This is a genomic window from Nonomuraea sp. MTCD27 (assembly GCF_041950495.1).
GTDB lineage: Bacteria > Actinomycetota > Actinomycetes > Streptosporangiales > Streptosporangiaceae > Nonomuraea.
The window spans coordinates 492,319-507,348 of the sequence record NZ_JBGNUW010000006.1 but is presented as its reverse complement, the minus strand read 5'-3'; the positions used below and the strand labels follow the sequence as shown (position 1 = coordinate 507,348).

Sequence of the window (15,030 nt, the reverse complement as noted above, 5' to 3'; positions counted from 1 at the left end):
AGCTCGTGACTCTCGATCCTGAAGACAGCAAGATCATCACGCTGGCCCGGGCCGCCCGGGCGCGCAACGGCTCGGCGGAAGGCGCGGCCGTGCGGGATGAGACCGGCCGCACCTACTCGGCGACGAACGTGGCGCTGAGCGCGCTCACCCTGTCGGCGGTGCAGGTGGCGGTGGCCATGGCGATCTCCAGCGGCGCGCGGTCCCTGGAGGCCGTGGCGCTGGTGAGCGAGGGGGCGCCGAGCCCCGCCGACGAGGCGGTGGCCGCCGAGCTGGGCGTCAAGTCGCTGCTCGTGGCCGGTCCCGACGGAACGCTGCGGGGCTGACGTGCCGATGTCGCCGTTCCTGGCGAGACTGCGGGAGATCGTCGGGTCCGAGCTGCTCATGCTGCCGTCGGTGTCCGGGTTCGTGTTCGACGAGGCCGGCCGGCTGCTGCTGGCCCGGCACGGTGACGTCGGGCTCTGGGCGGCGCCCGGCGGCGGCGTGGACCCGGACGAGCGGCCCGAGGCGGCGGTGGTCAGGGAGCTGCGCGAGGAGCTCGGCATCGAGGTCGAGGTACGGGGCCTGATCGGGGTCTACGGCGGCCCCGAGTTCCGCACCGTCTACCCCAACGGTCACCAGGTCGGCTACGTGATCGCGGCCTACGCCTGCGCGCTGGCCCCCGGCTCGGCCGGGCCCGAGCCCGACGGCGTGGAGATCAACGACTTCCGGTGGTTGTCGGAGCAGGAGCTGTCCGGCTACGACACGACCCCGTGGACGCCCGGCGTGGCGCCCCAGGCGTTCGCCTGGTGGCGTGAACACGCCCGCTGATGGGACAGAATGCAGTACGTGACTTCGCCAGACAACCATCGCGCCGGATTCGCCTGCTTCGTGGGGAGGCCGAACGTCGGCAAGTCCACGCTGATGAACGCCCTGGTCGGCACGAAAGTGGCGATCACCTCGTCCAAGCCGCAGACGACCAGGCGTGTCATCAGGGGCATCGTGCACCGTCCCGACGCCCAGCTCATCATCGTCGACACGCCGGGCCTGCACCGTCCGCGCACGCTGCTCGGCGAGCGGCTCGACAGCCTGGTGCTGTCCACGCTGACCGAGGTGGACGCGATCGGCTTCTGCGTGCCGGCCAACGAGCCCATCGGCAAGGGTGACCGGTTCATCGCCGACAAGCTGTCGGCGGTGAAGAAGACGCCCGTGATCGCGGTGGTGACCAAGACCGACCTGGCGAGCCGGGATCAGATCGCCGAGCAGCTGGTGGCGGTGTCGCAGGTGGCGGAGTTCGCCGCGATCGTGCCGGTGTCGGCGCAGTCGGGCGAGCAGCTCGACGTGCTGGCGGACGTGCTGATCGAGCACCTGCCGGAGTCGCCGCCTCTCTACGAGGGCGGCCGGCTCACCGACGAGCCCGAGCAGGTGCTGGTGGGTGAGCTGATCAGGGAGGCGGCGCTGGAGGGCGTACGCGACGAGCTGCCCCACTCGATCGCCGTGGTCGTCGACGAGATGGTGCCTCGCGAGGGGCGCGACGACCTGCTGGACATCTACGCCCACCTGTTCGTGGAGCGGCCCTCGCAGAAGGCCATCGTCATCGGGCACAAGGGTGAGCGGCTGCGCGACGTGGGCACCAAGGCCCGCAAGCAGATCGAGGCGCTGATGGGCACGCGGGTCTATCTTGACCTGCGCATCAGCGTGGCCAAGGACTGGCAGCGCGATCCCAAGCAGCTGCGCCGGCTGGGCTTCTACGACTGATCCGCGTCACGGGCGGCGGAAGAGCGCCAGGAGCGACAGCAGGACCACCGCCACCGCGCAGCCCAGCGCGCCGAACCAGCCGAACCTGATCACCGGCTCGATCGACAGCAGCTCGCCGAGGTCGATGGAGATCCGGTCCTGCAGGCCGCTGCCGTCGGTCACGAACAGCACCAGCACCAGCAGGGCCACGCCGCCGGGCACGACGGCCAGCGCGGCGAGCCTCGGGTGGGCGAGCGTGCCCACCAGGCCGCAGCCCAGCGCCACCAGCCCGGCCAGCAGGGTGTAGACGCCGAAGGTGTCGTCGATGCCGCGCACGTCGCTGGCCACCCCGCCGCCGATGAGGCTGCTCGTGGCCTGCAGGCCGGCCCAGGGCAGGACCGCGCAGAACACCAGGAGCGCTCCGGCGGCCATCACGGCCAGCGGGTAACCGCGGCGGACTCTCGGGCGGGCGGGCGTGGGCTTGAGGTCGTCGGCCACACGATCACTGTAAGCCCGGCTCGCGCTGCTCACCACCGTACGCAACGGAGTCGTCACCAGGGCGCGGCCGGGTCCGGCGGCTCGTCCGCCACAGCCGTGCGCTCGCCCCACTCCAGCCTGGAGCGCAACCGCACCGCGTCGTCCGCCAGGGCGGACACCAGCGTGCCGGGGCCGGCCAGCGGGAGCACCGCGACGCCCTCGGCCACGGCCGCCTCCTTCGCGGCGGCCGTCAGGAACGTGGTGCCGACGCAGCGGGCGGAGCCGTACACGGCGGGGGAGGGGTCGAGGTCCGGGTCGCCGACCGTGAACTCCTGCCTGAGCAGCGGCAGGCCGTCGCGGGTGGCGTCGAAGCGGGCGTGACAGCGGCCCGGCGCCTCGCCGTGGCGGCCGAAGACGATCTCCTCGCGCCAGAGCACGCTCGCGTCCGCCTCCAGCGCGAGGCGTACCAGGAGGCGGTGCCGGCTGCCGGCGGCGAGCACCGTCGGCTCCGGGGCGAAGCGCAGCGTGGCGCCCGCGCCCACGCGGGCGGTGACCAGCAGCTCGGACTCGCCCTCGCCGGGCAGGACCAGCGTGGCCGCGACCGAGCTCAGCTCCAGGGTGGTGCGGGGCGCGACGTACAGGTCCAGGGCCAGCCGGTCGCCGCCGAGCGGGCCCGCCGCGGTGGAGACCAGGTGCACGGTGGACGGGCCCGTCTGGCGCAGCGTCAGTGGCGGCGCCGAGGCCAGGCGGCTGACCACGGTGCGGCCGTCGTCCCCCCGCGCGGTCGCCACGGCGGCGCTCGCGCTCATGGCGCGGGGCATTACGAGACGGGGGCCGCGTGGCTGTGGGACCAGGCGTGCACCTGTTCGGAGACCCACGTGGCGACCGTGGCGGCGGTGGGGTCCTGCCGGATCGAGGTGAACAGCACCGGCCGCTCACCGCGTACGGCCGCCGCGTCGCGCGCCATCACGCCCAGGTCGGCGCCCACCATCGGGGCCAGGTCGGTCTTGTTGACGACCAGCAGGTCGGCCGTCGTCACGCCGGGCCCGCCCTTGCGCGGCACCTTGTCGCCGCCGGACACGTCCAGGACGAAGATCTGCCGGTCGGCCAGCCCCCGGCTGAACGTGGCCGTGAGGTTGTCGCCGCCGCTCTCCACGATCACCAGGTCCAGCGGGCCGAAGCGGTATTCCAGGGTCTCCACGGCGTCGAGGTTCGCGGCGATGTCGTCGCGGATGGCGGTGTGGGGGCAGCAGCCGGTCTCGACGGCCAGGATGCGCTCCTGGTCGAGCACGCCCGCCCGGCGCAGGAAGTCGGCGTCCTCGGTGGTGTAGATGTCGTTCGTCACCACGCCCAGGGACAGCGTCGGGCCCAGGGCCCGGCACAGGGCGGCCACCAGGGCCGTCTTGCCGCTGCCCACCGGGCCGCCCACGCCCAGGCGCAGCGCCCGGCCGCGGCCGTCGGGGGTGTGGTGGTGGTCGTCGTGATTGGCTCCCATGCAGGGTTCCTTCCTCAGGAGACGAAGAGCCGGACCTCGGCCTGGGCGTGTTGCTCGGCGAGAAGGTCCAGCGCGGGGGCTGAGTACGCGGGCAGGGTCTCCCAGCGGGGACCCGGAGTGGTCAGGGCCAGGCAGGACTGCGCGGCGACGGCGGTGAGGTCGGAGCTGAGACCGGCCAACAGGGCGTGCACGGCCACCGGGTCGAGGCCCAGGAGCCGGACCGCCGCCGTGGCCGGCCCGCTGACCGCGTGGTACGCCGCCGCGAGCGCGGCCTCCTCCGGCGTGGCCCCGGCGGCGTGTGCGGCGGCGCCGAGGGCGATCGGATGATGAGGGCTCGGCGTGGCCCGGGCCAGCTCGTGCAGCACCGGCGAGGGCCACACCCGGCGGGCGACCCGGAGCAGCAGCCTGCCCTGCGTGCGGGAGGCGTCCCGCTGCGCGGGGGCGGCGGTCCTGGCGTCCACCTCGGCGTCCAGCGCCGTCCAGCCGGCGGGCGTGGCGTTCTGAGCGGCCTCGGCGCAGGCCGCCGCCGTCAGGGCCGCGGTGACCGCGCCCGCGGTGTGCAGTCGGCCGCGCAGGAACGACGCCAGGGACGGCACGTCGTGCACCGCCCCCGAGACGATGGCGCGTTCCGTGCCGCCCGAGTGGGCGTGCCCGCCGGCCGGGAGGCGGGAGTCGGTGAGGAGCAGCAGGGCGGGATGCATCAGAACAGGAAGTACCGCTGGGCCATGGGCAGGGTGGTGGCGGGGGCCGGTTCGATGAGGGTGCCGTCGACCCGGACCTCGAACGTGTCGGGCGACACCTCGATCCGCGGCAGCGCGTCGTTGAGCGGCATCGACGACTTCCCCCTCCGCCGTACGTCCTCGACCGGCGCCAGGCGACGCCGGACCGCCAGCCGGTCCGCGATCCCCGCCTCGAGGGCGAGGGGCGAGACGAAGTGCAGCGAGGTGGCCGCCGCCGTGACCGGCGAGGCGCCGAACATGGGCCGGGGCAGCACCGGCTGCGGCGTCGGGATCGAGGCGTTGGCGTCGCCCATCTGGGCCCAGGCCACCACGCCGCCCTTGAGCACCAGGTCGGGCTTGACCCCGAAGAAGGCCGGGTCCCACAGGACGAGGTCGGCGAGCTTGCCGCGCTCGACGGAGCCCACCTCGGCGTCCAGGCCGTGGGCGATGGCCGGGCAGATCGTGTATTTGGCGATGTAGCGGCGGGCGCGGAGGTTGTCGGCCGGGCCCGCCGCCACATCGCCGAGCGAGCCGCGGCGGGCCTTCATCACGTGCGCGGTCTGCCACGTACGGATGATCGTCTCGCCGATCCGGCCCATGGCCTGCGAGTCGGAGCCGATCATCGAGATCGCCCCCATGTCGTGCAGCACGTCCTCGGCGGCCATCGTCGTCGGCCGGATGCGCGACTCGGCGAAGGCCAGGTCCTCGGGGATCGACGGGTTGAGGTGGTGGCAGACCATCAGCATGTCGAGGTGCTCGTCGAGCGTGTTGACGGTGTGCGGCCTGGTGGGATTGGTGGAGGAGGGGAGCACGTTGGGGTAGGCCGCCACGCGGATGATGTCGGGGGCGTGCCCGCCGCCCGCCCCTTCGGTGTGGTACGCGTGGATCATCCGGTCGCCGATGGCCTTGAGCGTCGACTCGACGAAGCCGGCCTCGTTCAGCGTGTCGGTGTGGATGGTGACCTGCACGCCGGAGGCGTCGGCCACGCTCAGGCAGGCGTCGATGGCGGCCGGCGTGGTGCCCCAGTCCTCGTGCAGCTTGAAGCCGGAGGCCCCGGCCCTGAGCTGTTCGAGCAGGCCGTCGGTGCTCACGGTGTTGCCCTTGCCGAGCAGCGCGAAGTTCAGCGGGTAGGAGTCGAGCGACTCCAGCATCCGGGCCAGATACCAGGTCCCGGTGACGGTGGTGGCCTTGGTGCCCTCGACCGGCCCGGTGCCGCCCCCGACGATCGTGGTGACACCGGACCCGATCGCCTCGTCGAGGAGCTGCGGGCAGATCAGGTGCACGTGCGAGTCGACGGCCCCGGCGGTGAGGATCTTGCCGTTGCCCGCGAGCACCTCCGTGGACGGCCCGATGACCAGGTCCACGCCGTCCATCGTGTCGGGGTTGCCCGCCTTGCCGATGGCGAAGATGCGGCCGTCGCGGATGCCGACGTCGGCCTTCACCACGCCCCAATGGTCGAGGATCACCGCGCCGGTGATGACCAGGTCGGCCGCGCCCTCGGCCCGGGTGGTCCTGGCCTGGCCCATGGACTCGCGGATGACCTTGCCGCCGCCGAAGACGGCCTCGTCGCCGGGCCCGGCCGGGCCCATGGACAGGTCCTCGGTGACCTCCACGAACAGGTCGGTGTCGGCCAGGCGGATCCGGTCGCCGGTCGTAGGCCCGTAGAGCGCCGCGTAGCGGGCGCGCGAGATGCGAGCTCCGTCAGTCATCGAGCGGCCCCGCCCACTCGGGCCGCAGGCCCGGCACCACCCGGTGGCCGGCCAGCGGCACCAGCGTCACGTCGCGCTCGACGCCCGGCTCGAACCTGACGGCCGTGCCGGCGGGCACGTCGAGCCGCATCCCCCAGGCCGCCTTCCGGTCGAACTCCAGCCCCGGGTTGGCCGCGGCGAAGTGGTAGTGCGAGCCCACCTGCACCGGCCGGTCGGCGGTGTTGACCACGCGCACCGTCACCCGCTCGCGCCCGGGGTTGAGCGCGATCGACCCCTCGGGGTGCACGTATTCGCCGGGGATCACGGGATCGGCCTGTGCACGGTGACCAGCTTCGTGCCGTCGGGGAAGGTGGCCTCGATCTGCACGCTGTCCAGCATCTCCGGTACGCCCTCCATGACGTCGGCCCGGCCGAGCACCGAGCGCCCGGCCTCCATCAGGTCGGCCACCGTGCGACCGTCCCTGGCGCCCTCCATGAGGAACGACGCGATGATGGCGGTAGCCTCGGGGTGGTTGAGCCGAAGGCCCCGGGACTGGCGCTCTCGTGCCACCCCGGCGGCGACGTGGATGAGCAGCCGCTCCTGCTCGTGTGAGGTAAGCCGCATGGCCGGACCATAGGAACCGGCCGTTTCCTCGCTGTTGCCGGGGGATGTCGTGTTGGTTTCGCCACTTGGTGAATAACGACATGACGGGTTTTGTGCATTTGTGAACGTTTGGCAATCGCCAATTAACGTACGGGATCTTCCAGCGAAATGTCGCGGAGTCACCTTTCTCGCAGAACTGGTCGGCAGGAAGGAACGGCTGTGCGCATCTCCAGCCCGATTGTCTCCGCGCTCCTCGTCTTAGCCCTCGCGGCCTGCGGATCCGGCGCCGAACCCGCCGCCGAGTCCAACGAGATCAAGGTCGGCCTCCTGCACTCCCTCAGCGGCACGATGGCCATCAGCGAGGTCACCGTGCGCGACGCCGAGCTGCTCGCGATCGACGAGATCAACAAGGCCGGCGGCGTGCTCGGCAAGAAGCTCGTCCCCGTCGTGGAGGACGGCGCGTCCGACTGGCCCACGTTCGCGGAGAAGGCCACCAAGCTCATCCGGCAGGACAAGGTCGCCACCGTCTTCGGCGGGTGGACCTCGGCCAGCAGGAAGGCGATGCTGCCGGTCTTCGAACGGTACAAGGCGCTGCTGTGGTATCCGGTGCAGTACGAGGGGCTGGAGAGCTCGCCGTACATCTTCTACACCGGCGCCACCACCAACCAGCAGATCATCCCCGGCCTGGACTACCTGAAGGAGCAGGGCAAGAAGAAGGTGTTCCTGGTCGGCAGCGACTACGTCTTCCCGCGGACCGCGAACAAGATCATCAAGGCGTACGCGGCGGCGAACGGGATGGAGATCCTCGGCGAGGAGTACACGCCGCTGGGCCACACCGAATACTCCACGCTGGTCAACAAGGTCGTCCAGGCCAAGCCGGACGCCGTCTTCAACACCCTGAACGGCGACAGCAACGTCGCCTTCTTCAAGCAGCTCAAGAGCGCGGGAGCCACGGCCGAGAGCATGCCCGTCCTGTCGGTGAGCATCGCCGAGGAGGAGGTCACCGGCATCGGCGTGGACAACATCGTGGGCCACCCCGTCGCCTGGAACTACTACCAGACCACCGAGACGCCGGCCAACGAGGCCTTCGTCAAGGCGTACAAGGCCAAGTACGGGCAGAACAAGGTCACCAGCGACCCCATGGAGGCCGGCTACAACGCCGTCTACCTGTGGGCCGAGGCGGTCAAGAAGGCGGGCACGACCGAGGTCGAGGCGGTCAAGAAGGCGGCGCCGGGCATCGCGCTCGAACGCCCCGAGGGCCTGGTCACCATCGACGGTGAGAACCAGCACATGTACAAGACCGCCCGCATCGGCATCATCCAGCCGGACGGCCTGATCAAGCAGGTCTGGGACTCCGGCAAACCGATCAAGCCGGACCCGTACCTCAAGGGCTACCCCTGGGCGAGCAGCCTGTCCGCGGGGCAGTGATGTCGGCCTTTGTCAACCAGCTCCCCATCGGGCTGTCGATCGGGGCGGTGCTGCTGCTCATCGCGCTCGGCCTGACGTTCACGTTCGGGCAGATGGGCGTGATCAACATGGCGCACGGCGAGTTCATCATGGCGGGTGCCTACACCGCGTTCCTGGTGCGGGACCTGGTGCTGGCGCTGCCGGTGGCGTTCCTGGTCGCCGGGGTCATGGGACTCGTCCTGGAGCGCGCCGCGATCAGGCACTTCTACGGCCGGCCGCTGGACACGCTGCTGCTCACCTGGGGCGTCAGCCTGGTGCTGCAGCAGCTCGCCCGCGACCTGTTCGGCGCCCCGAACGTGCAGGTGACCGCCCCCTCCTGGCTGTCGGGAGGGGTGGGCATCCTGCCCTACAACCGGATGTTCATCATGGGGCTCGCGGTGGCCGGCGTGGTGGCGGTCTGGGTCTACCTCACGCGTACCGGGCTCGGCCGCCGGACCCAGGCCGTGGTGCAGAACCGGCAGCTCGCCGCCACCAGCGGGATCGACACCGGCCGGGTGGACATGCTGACGTTCTTCATCGGGTCGGGGCTGGCGGGCGTGGCCGGGGTGGCCCTGACGCTCATCGGGCCCGTCGGGCCCGCGCTCGGGACGTACTACATCGTGGACGCGTTCCTGGTCGTCGTGGCCGGCGGGCTCGGGCAGCTGCGCGGGGCGGTGCTCGCGGCCATCGGCCTCGGCCTGCTGAACTCCTACGCCGAGTTCTGGTCGGACGCGTCGCTGGCCAAGGTGATCGTGTTCGCCGTGATCATCGCCTTCCTGCAGATACGGCCGCAGGGCATGTTCGTGCTGAGGTCGAGGGTGCTCACATGATCAAGCGACATCTGCCCTTCGCGACCATCGCCGTGATCGCGCTGGTGGCCGCGCCGCTGCTGCTGGAGCCGTTCCGGCTGGGGCTGCTGGCCAAGTACCTGTGCTACGCGATCGTCGCGCTCGGGATCGGGCTGGCCTGGGGGCAGGGCGGCATGCTCGCGCTCGGCCAGGGCGTGTTCTTCGGGCTCGGCGGCTACGCCATGGCCATGTACCTCAAGCTCACCGAGGCCGGATACGCCGACGGGGGCGGGCTGCCCGACTTCATGGTGTGGAGCGGGGTGGAGGAGCTGCCCGCCCTGTGGGTGCCGTTCGCGAACCCGGTCTTCGCGCTCGGCATGGCGGTGCTCGGGCCCGTGGCGCTCGCGCTGATCCTGGGCACGCTGGTGTTCCGGCAGCGGGTGCGGGGGGCGTACTTCGCGATCCTCACCCAGGCGCTGGCCGCCGCCATGGTCATCCTGCTCGTCGGCCAGCAGGGGCTGACCGGCGGCACCAACGGCATGACCAACTTCTTCGAGCTGTTCGGGCAGGACCTCGCCGAGGACTCCACGCAGCGCGGGCTCTACGTGGTGGTGGCGAGCGTGCTCGGGGTGCTCTACCTGGCCACCCGGCTGCTCGTGAACAGCCGGTACGGCCGCCTGCTCGTCGCCGTGCGCGACGGGGAGGACCGGGTGCGCTTCCTCGGCTACGACCCGGCCCTGGTCAAGACCGTCACCTTCGCCGCCTCGGCGGGCATGGCCGGGCTGGCCGGAGCCCTGTTCGTGCCGGTCGTCGGCATCATCTCGCCCGCGCTGCTCGGCGTCGTGCCCTCGCTGGAGCTCGTCGTCGCGGTGGCCGTGGGCGGGCGGCACGTGCTGGCCGGGGCCGTGCTGGGGGCCGTGGCCATGGGGTACGCCAAGACGGCGTTCAGCGAGCAGTTCGCCGACGGCTGGCTCTACCTGCAGGGGGCCCTGTTCATCCTGGTCATGACGCTGGCCCCGAAGGGGATCGCCGGCATCCTGGGGAGGTTGCGGCGTGCTCGAACTACGTGACGTACAAGTGGTGTTCGACGGCTTCCGCGCGCTCGACGGCGTGGACCTGACCGTGCCCGAGGGCGAGCTCCGCTTCCTCATCGGGCCCAACGGCGCCGGCAAGACCACGCTCATCGACGTCATCACCGGCCTGACCAGGCCGGCCGCGGGCAGCGTGCGGTTCGGCGAGCACTCCTTGGTCGGCCGGAAGGAGCACCAGATCGTCCGGCTCGGCATCGGGCGCACCTTCCAGACGTCGGTGGTGTTCGAGGCGCTCACCGTCCTCGAGAACCTGGACCTGGCCGCCAGCTTCCGCAAGCCGCTGTGGTCGCTGGCCAGGCGGCGCAGGGGCGTCTCGGAGGCCGTCGAGGAGGCCCTGGCCAGGACCGGGCTCGAAGAGCTCGCCGAGCGTTCAGCGGGTGTTCTCTCGCACGGCCAGCGCCAGTGGCTGGAGATCGGGATGCTGCTGGCGCAGCGGCCCAGACTGCTGCTCCTGGACGAGCCGGTGGCCGGCATGTCCAAGGACGAACGCGAGCGCACGGGCGAGCTGCTCACCCAGATCGCCGACGACCACACGGTGATCGTGGTGGAGCACGACATGGAGTTCCTGCGGCGGCACGCCTCGAAGGTGACCGTGCTGCACGAGGGCAAGGTGCTCGTCGAGGGGTCGGTGGACCAGGTCAGCGCCGACCCGCGCGTGCAGGAGGTCTATCTGGGGAGGAGGGCCAGCGATGCTGTCGGTAACCGGCCTTGAGTCGGGGTACGGGAGGGCCCGCGTGCTGTTCGGGGTCTCGCTCGAGGTCGAGCCCGGGCAACTCGCGTGCGTCATGGGGCGCAACGGGGTCGGCAAGACCACGCTGCTCAACACGATCATGGGGGTGCTGCCCCCCACGGCGGGCACGGTGACGTTCGACGGCCGCGACGTCACCAGGCTCAAGCCGCACGAGCGGGTCCGCCTCGGCATGGGGTACGTCCCCCAGGGCCACCAGTGCTTCCCCCAGCTCTCCGTCATGGGCAACCTGCTGGTGACCGTGGAGGCCGCCAAGCAGCCCAGGTCGGCCATCGACGAGGCCCTGGACGTCTTCCCCGCGCTCAGGCCGCTGCTCAAGCGGAGCGCCGGGCACCTGTCGGGCGGCCAGCAGCAGCAGCTCGCCATGGCCCGCGCGCTGGTGACCAGGCCGAGGATGCTCATCCTCGACGAGCCGACCGAGGGCATCCAGCCGTCGATCATCCTGGAGATCGAGGCGGCCATCGAGCGGCTGCACGCCTCCGGGCTGGCCGTGCTGCTGGTGGAGCAGTATCTGGATATCGCGCTGCGGCTGGCGGACACCTTCGTCATCCTCGACGGCGGGCACGTCGTACGCACGGGGACGGCCGAGGAACTGCACCGCGAGGACGTCCGCCGCCTGCTGGCCGTCTAGGCGGTCGTCCAGGCGCGGGCCGTCCGGACGATCTCCTCCAGGTGGTCGCTGTGCGCGCCGTGCCAGTAGACCTGGCCGCAGGTCGCGCAGCGGCCGTAGGCGTCGTAGTGGCGCCGGGTGCCGGCCTCCAGCAGGGGCTCGACCTCGTCCTTCGGAACGGGCGCCAGCTCGCCGTTGCAGGCCGTGCAGCGCGTCCACGGGCGCAGCGGCGGGGCGAAGCGTTCGAGCAGGTCGCGGAGCTGGTCGGCGGGGGCAGAGCCGCGGACGTACGCGCCCAGCCACAGCGCTCGGCGGCGCAGCAGGCCGCGGTCCTGGGTGAGCAGCACCCGCCGCTCCTCGTTGGCCTGCACCACCAGCGCCGGGTCGTCCATGTCGTTGTGGTAGGCCGCGTCGATGCCCAGCAGGCGCAGCCGCCGCGCCAGCGTGCCCAGGTGCACGTCGAGCAGGAAACGCGGCTCCTCCGGCAGCTGCTGGGGCCGGGGGACCGGGTGCACCTCGACCACGTCGCCGGGCACGAGCTGGTACGCCGGGGCCACGCCCCGCCCGTTCACCACCATGGGGCCGACCTCCGTCAGCGGGACGCCGATCGACTCGACGTGGTGGCCGAGCGTGGAGGTGCCGTCCGGGGTCACCTCCTGCCACTCCTGGCGGCGGCTCACGGGCAGGAACATCCTCAGCTCTGGGGAGATGCGCAGGCGTGCGGTCGTCACGCTGTCCATTCTGTGCCACCGGATAGCGTTAATTCATGTCCATATCGCGCCGCTCCTTCCTCGGGCTCGCCGTGCTGGCGGGCGGGTGCTCGGCGGGCGACGGCGGGCTCCCGGAGCTGCGGCTGGCGACGGGGCTGGCGGGCGGGCCGTACGGGCAGTTCGGGGACCGGCTGGCGGAGGAGTTGCGGCGTGGCGGGCTGAGGGTGCGGGTGCTGCGGACCGCGGCCAGCGTGCAGAACCTCACGATGATGGCCGACGGGCGCGCGGACGCGGGGTTCGCGCTGGCCGACAGCGCCGACGACGCGATACGCGTACGCCACCAGCCCGTCTCCGCCCTGGCCCGGATGTACATGAACTACGTGCACCTGGTCGTCGCCGCCGGCTCCGAGATCGCCACCGTGCGACAGCTGGCCGGGCGGGCCGTGTCCATCGGCGTGGAGGGGTCGGGCACGGCGGTGACCGCCACCCGCGTGCTGGCCGCGGCCGGGCTGGAGCGGCCGCCCGAGATCGCCCGGCTGGAGCTGGACGCCTCCGTCGCGGCGCTGCGGAGCGGCCGGATCGAGGCGTTCTTCTGGTCGGGCGGCGTGCCCACGCCCGCGCTGGCCGAGGCCGGCGGCATCCGCCTCGTGCCGCTGGAGCCGCTGGTGCCGGTGCTGCGGCGGGTGTTCGGCCCCTTGTACGAGGACGCGTCCGTGCCCACCGGCACCTACGGGGGCACCAGGCCCGTGCCGACCATCGGCACCCCCAGCTACCTGATGTGCCGGACCTCGCTCCCGGCCGACCTGGCGTACACGATCACCGAGACGCTCTTCCGCGCCCGTGACCGCCTCCAGGCCCCGTCGGCCCCCGGCGGGCGGCTGGACGAGCGTTACGCCATCGGCACCGGTGTCGTGCCGCTGCACGCGGGCGCGGCCCGCTACTACCGCACCGCCTACGGCTGAGGCAGCCGGAGCTCCACCACGAGCCCGTGCGGTTCGGCGGGGAGCAGGCGCAGCGTGGCGCCGCATGATCTGGCCAGTTCGGCGGCGATGGCCAGGCCCAGGCCGCTGCCCGGGACGTTCGCGTGGGCGCCGGATCGCCAGAAGCGGCCCAGTGCCTCCGCGCGCTCCTCCTCGCCCAGCCCCGGCCCGTCGTCGGCCACCCGCAGCAGCCGGTCGGCCAGCGTGACGGTCACCGTGCCGCCCGGGGGCACGAATTTCTGGGCGTTGTCGAGGGCTATGTCGGCGATCCTGGCCGCTACCTCGGGAACGACCGACATTTCGGAAATGTCGGTCACCAGTCGCACCCTCTTCGCCCCGTACACCTCCCGCCACGCCGCCAGCCGCGGCCCCAGCTCGATCTCCTTGCCCTCGACCCCCGCGCCCGCCTCCACCCTGGCGAGCGCCAGCAGGTCCTCCACCAGCAGCGCCAGCCGGTCCAGCTCCGCCATCGCCTCCTCGTACTCGGCCGTGCCCTCGACGCGCAGGTGCGGCTCCAGGTTCTCCATCCGCAGCCCGAGCACCGTGAGCGGGGTGCGCAGCTCGTGGGAGGCGTCGGCCACGAACGCCCGCTGCCGCTCCATCGCGCCCGCGACCGCGTCCGCCATCGCGTTGAAGCGCACCTCCAGCCGCCGCAGCTCCGAGGGGCCCACGCCGGGATGCGCCCGCGCGTCCATCCGGCCCTGCGCGATGGCCTGCGTGGTGCGGTCGAGCTCGGTGACCGGCCGCAGGATCCAGCGGGCCAGCCGTCTGGCCACCAGCACCGCGTAGGCCAGCGTGACCAGCGCGCCCAGCGCCAGCGCCGCCCACACCAGCGTCACGTCCACCCGGGCGCGGTCCGCCGGGGCCTGGAGCAGCACCACGCCGGACAGCTGCGCGTCCCGGCCGGCCGGCTCGGCGAGCAGCACCGTGGCCGGTCCGAACGGACTGATCGTGGGCAGGTCCTCCGTCGTGCGGCCGGACAGCGCCAGGCGCAGCGCGTCGCGGTCGTCGGCCTCGAAGCGGCCGGCGGTGAGGAGGAGGGAGCCGTCGCGGTCGCGCACGCGTACGGCGGCGCCGTACAGGTCGGCGTAGCGCGTGATCTCCGCCAGCAGCCCGGACCGGTCCCCCTCCCGCGCGGCATGGTCGGCCAGCTCCGCGAAGCGGGTGGCGTCGGCGCGGCGGTCGAGGAGCAGCCGGTTCGTACGGTGGGAGGCGTAGGCCAGGCCCAGCGGCACCGCCAGCGCCGCGACCAGGAACACGATCAGCGTCGTGAACGTGACCACCAGCCGGGAGTTCACGCCGTCGAGCCCAGCCGGTAGCCGGTCCCGCGCAGCGTCTCCACCAGCCCGGGACGGCCGGTCTTCGAGCGCAGGTTGGCCACGTGCACGTCCAGCGACCGGGACGCCGACAGCAGCGGGTCGCCCCAGACCTCGTCGAGGATCTCCTCCCTGCCGCGCACCACGCCCGGCTCGCGCGCCAGCAGCGCCAGCAGGTCGAACTCCCGCCGCGTCAGCGTCACCGCCTCCCCGGCGACGGTGACCTGCCTGGACTCCAGGTCGATGCGCACGTCGCCGACGCTCACCACGTCGTCGCGCGGCGGGCGCGGCCGGGTGCCGCGCCGCACCACCGCCTCCATGCGGGCCATCAGCTCGACCGTGCGGAACGGCTTGACCAGGTAGTCGTCGGCCCCCGACCGCAGGCCGCGGAGCACCTCGCGCTCCTCGGTACGGGCGGTGACCACGATCAGCGGCACCGCCGACACCCGGCGCAGGCGGCGCAGCACGTCGAGCCCGTCCATGTCGGGCAGGCCCAGGTCCAGCAGGACGAAGTCGACGCCCCCCGCCAGCCGGAGGGCGTCGACGGCCAGCCCCGCCCGGGTGACCTGGTGGCCGTGCCGGGCGAGGGCCGTGGTGAGCGCTGAGGCGAGCCGATCGTCGTCCTCGACCAGGAGAACCCGCATGT

19 protein-coding genes are annotated in these 15,030 nt (G+C 72.4%); 9 read left to right on the top strand and 10 right to left on the bottom strand.

The window, feature by feature from the left end; genetic code table 11:
- Positions 1–5: 5 nt before the first annotated feature.
- Genes ACBJ59_RS21230 through era form a run of 3 tightly spaced genes read left to right on the top strand, consistent with a single transcriptional unit; the run spans position 6 to position 1,734 of the window.
- Entirely contained in the window at positions 6–323 is a 318-nt protein-coding gene (locus tag ACBJ59_RS21230) for a cytidine deaminase (RefSeq protein ID WP_375111938.1), read from the top strand.
- 7 nt (positions 324–330) lie between these two features.
- Positions 331–807 (top strand): NUDIX domain-containing protein, encoded by a 477-nt coding sequence (locus tag ACBJ59_RS21225; protein ID WP_375111990.1) that lies wholly within the window; start codon positions 331–333, stop codon positions 805–807.
- Positions 808–825: 18 nt separating this feature from the next.
- Positions 826–1,734, top strand: coding sequence for a GTPase Era (gene era, locus ACBJ59_RS21220; RefSeq protein WP_375111937.1), 909 nt, complete (start codon positions 826–828; stop codon positions 1,732–1,734).
- A gap of 6 nt (positions 1,735–1,740) precedes the next feature.
- On the opposite strand, the gene ACBJ59_RS21215 is transcribed toward era, so the two are convergent.
- Genes ACBJ59_RS21215 through ACBJ59_RS21185 form a run of 7 tightly spaced genes read right to left on the bottom strand, consistent with a single transcriptional unit; the run spans position 1,741 to position 6,716 of the window.
- A complete protein-coding gene (locus ACBJ59_RS21215; protein WP_364123461.1) occupies positions 1,741–2,211 on the bottom strand; it encodes a hypothetical protein in 471 nt (156 codons plus the stop codon).
- A gap of 53 nt (positions 2,212–2,264) precedes the next feature.
- Positions 2,265–2,999: an urease accessory protein UreD gene (locus tag ACBJ59_RS21210; protein WP_375111936.1), complete on the bottom strand. Its 735-nt coding sequence runs from the start codon at positions 2,997–2,999 to the stop codon at positions 2,265–2,267.
- Positions 3,000–3,010: 11 nt separating this feature from the next.
- The gene (gene ureG, locus ACBJ59_RS21205) at positions 3,011–3,685 is read right to left on the bottom strand and encodes an urease accessory protein UreG (protein WP_375111935.1); all 675 of its coding nucleotides are present in this window, start codon (positions 3,683–3,685) and stop codon (positions 3,011–3,013) included.
- Between the two features lie 14 nt (positions 3,686–3,699).
- Positions 3,700–4,386 (bottom strand): urease accessory protein UreF, encoded by a 687-nt coding sequence (locus ACBJ59_RS21200; RefSeq protein WP_375111934.1) that lies wholly within the window; start codon positions 4,384–4,386, stop codon positions 3,700–3,702.
- A complete protein-coding gene (locus ACBJ59_RS21195) occupies positions 4,386–6,113 on the bottom strand; it encodes an urease subunit alpha (RefSeq protein WP_364123469.1) in 1,728 nt (575 codons plus the stop codon). Before ACBJ59_RS21195 ends, ACBJ59_RS21200 begins: the two co-directional genes overlap by 1 nt.
- Positions 6,106–6,417, bottom strand: a complete 312-nt coding sequence (locus ACBJ59_RS21190) for an urease subunit beta (protein WP_375111933.1) — start codon at positions 6,415–6,417, stop codon at positions 6,106–6,108. The genes ACBJ59_RS21195 and ACBJ59_RS21190 overlap by 8 nt, the downstream gene beginning before the upstream one ends.
- Positions 6,414–6,716 (bottom strand): urease subunit gamma, encoded by a 303-nt coding sequence (locus ACBJ59_RS21185; RefSeq protein WP_364123473.1) that lies wholly within the window; start codon positions 6,714–6,716, stop codon positions 6,414–6,416. Before ACBJ59_RS21185 ends, ACBJ59_RS21190 begins: the two co-directional genes overlap by 4 nt.
- 198 nt (positions 6,717–6,914) lie before the next feature.
- Between ACBJ59_RS21185 and urtA the strand changes: the two genes are divergently transcribed.
- Genes urtA through urtE form a run of 5 tightly spaced genes read left to right on the top strand, consistent with a single transcriptional unit; the run spans position 6,915 to position 11,399 of the window.
- Positions 6,915–8,123 carry an urea ABC transporter substrate-binding protein gene (gene urtA, locus ACBJ59_RS21180; RefSeq protein WP_375111932.1) on the top strand — a complete coding sequence of 403 codons (1,209 nt, stop codon included), beginning with the start codon at positions 6,915–6,917 and terminating at the stop codon, positions 8,121–8,123.
- Positions 8,123–8,971 carry an urea ABC transporter permease subunit UrtB gene (gene urtB / locus ACBJ59_RS21175; protein ID WP_375111931.1) on the top strand — a complete coding sequence of 283 codons (849 nt, stop codon included), beginning with the start codon at positions 8,123–8,125 and terminating at the stop codon, positions 8,969–8,971. The genes urtA and urtB overlap by 1 nt, the downstream gene beginning before the upstream one ends.
- Positions 8,968–9,999, top strand: a complete 1,032-nt coding sequence (urtC, locus tag ACBJ59_RS21170; protein ID WP_375111930.1) for an urea ABC transporter permease subunit UrtC — start codon at positions 8,968–8,970, stop codon at positions 9,997–9,999. Before urtB ends, urtC begins: the two co-directional genes overlap by 4 nt.
- Positions 9,983–10,732, top strand: coding sequence for an urea ABC transporter ATP-binding protein UrtD (gene urtD, locus ACBJ59_RS21165; RefSeq protein ID WP_375111929.1), 750 nt, complete (start codon positions 9,983–9,985; stop codon positions 10,730–10,732). Before urtC ends, urtD begins: the two co-directional genes overlap by 17 nt.
- Positions 10,710–11,399, top strand: coding sequence for an urea ABC transporter ATP-binding subunit UrtE (urtE, locus tag ACBJ59_RS21160; protein ID WP_375111928.1), 690 nt, complete (start codon positions 10,710–10,712; stop codon positions 11,397–11,399). Before urtD ends, urtE begins: the two co-directional genes overlap by 23 nt.
- Here the strand turns inward: urtE and ACBJ59_RS21155 are convergent.
- On the bottom strand, positions 11,396–12,118 hold the full coding sequence (locus tag ACBJ59_RS21155) for a Mut7-C RNAse domain-containing protein (protein ID WP_375111927.1): 723 nt from the start codon (positions 12,116–12,118) through the stop codon (positions 11,396–11,398). The two genes, urtE and ACBJ59_RS21155, sit on opposite strands and share 4 nt — an antisense overlap.
- A gap of 26 nt (positions 12,119–12,144) precedes the next feature.
- On the opposite strand from ACBJ59_RS21155, the gene ACBJ59_RS21150 reads away from it, so the two are divergent.
- A complete protein-coding gene (locus ACBJ59_RS21150) occupies positions 12,145–13,050 on the top strand; it encodes a TAXI family TRAP transporter solute-binding subunit (protein ID WP_375111926.1) in 906 nt (301 codons plus the stop codon).
- Here the strand turns inward: ACBJ59_RS21150 and ACBJ59_RS21145 are convergent.
- Entirely contained in the window at positions 13,041–14,366 is a 1,326-nt protein-coding gene (locus ACBJ59_RS21145) for an ATP-binding protein (RefSeq protein ID WP_375111925.1), read from the bottom strand. The genes ACBJ59_RS21150 and ACBJ59_RS21145 overlap by 10 nt on opposite strands.
- On the bottom strand, positions 14,363–15,028 hold the full coding sequence (locus tag ACBJ59_RS21140) for a response regulator transcription factor (RefSeq protein WP_375111924.1): 666 nt from the start codon (positions 15,026–15,028) through the stop codon (positions 14,363–14,365). Before ACBJ59_RS21140 ends, ACBJ59_RS21145 begins: the two co-directional genes overlap by 4 nt.
- Between the last annotated feature and the right edge of the window lie 2 nt (positions 15,029–15,030).

Excerpts from the sequence above, each read along its gene's own strand:
- ACBJ59_RS21225 (WP_375111990.1), top strand. The coding sequence starts at position 331 with ATGTCGCCGTTCCTGGCGAGACTGCGGGAGATCGTCGGGTCCGAGCTG.
- ACBJ59_RS21210 (WP_375111936.1), bottom strand. The coding sequence starts at position 2,999 with ATGAGCGCGAGCGCCGCCGTGGCGACCGCGCGGGGGGACGACGGCCGC.
- ureG (WP_375111935.1), bottom strand. The coding sequence starts at position 3,685 with ATGGGAGCCAATCACGACGACCACCACCACACCCCCGACGGCCGCGGC.
- ACBJ59_RS21200 (WP_375111934.1), bottom strand. The coding sequence starts at position 4,386 with ATGCATCCCGCCCTGCTGCTCCTCACCGACTCCCGCCTCCCGGCCGGC.
- ACBJ59_RS21195 (WP_364123469.1), bottom strand. The coding sequence starts at position 6,113 with ATGACTGACGGAGCTCGCATCTCGCGCGCCCGCTACGCGGCGCTCTAC.
- ACBJ59_RS21185 (WP_364123473.1), bottom strand. The coding sequence starts at position 6,716 with ATGCGGCTTACCTCACACGAGCAGGAGCGGCTGCTCATCCACGTCGCC.
- urtB (WP_375111931.1), top strand. The coding sequence starts at position 8,123 with ATGTCGGCCTTTGTCAACCAGCTCCCCATCGGGCTGTCGATCGGGGCG.
- urtC (WP_375111930.1), top strand. The coding sequence starts at position 8,968 with ATGATCAAGCGACATCTGCCCTTCGCGACCATCGCCGTGATCGCGCTG.
- urtE (WP_375111928.1), top strand. The coding sequence starts at position 10,710 with ATGCTGTCGGTAACCGGCCTTGAGTCGGGGTACGGGAGGGCCCGCGTG.
- ACBJ59_RS21155 (WP_375111927.1), bottom strand. The coding sequence starts at position 12,118 with ATGGACAGCGTGACGACCGCACGCCTGCGCATCTCCCCAGAGCTGAGG.
- ACBJ59_RS21150 (WP_375111926.1), top strand. The coding sequence starts at position 12,145 with ATGTCCATATCGCGCCGCTCCTTCCTCGGGCTCGCCGTGCTGGCGGGC.
- ACBJ59_RS21140 (WP_375111924.1), bottom strand. The coding sequence starts at position 15,028 with ATGCGGGTTCTCCTGGTCGAGGACGACGATCGGCTCGCCTCAGCGCTC.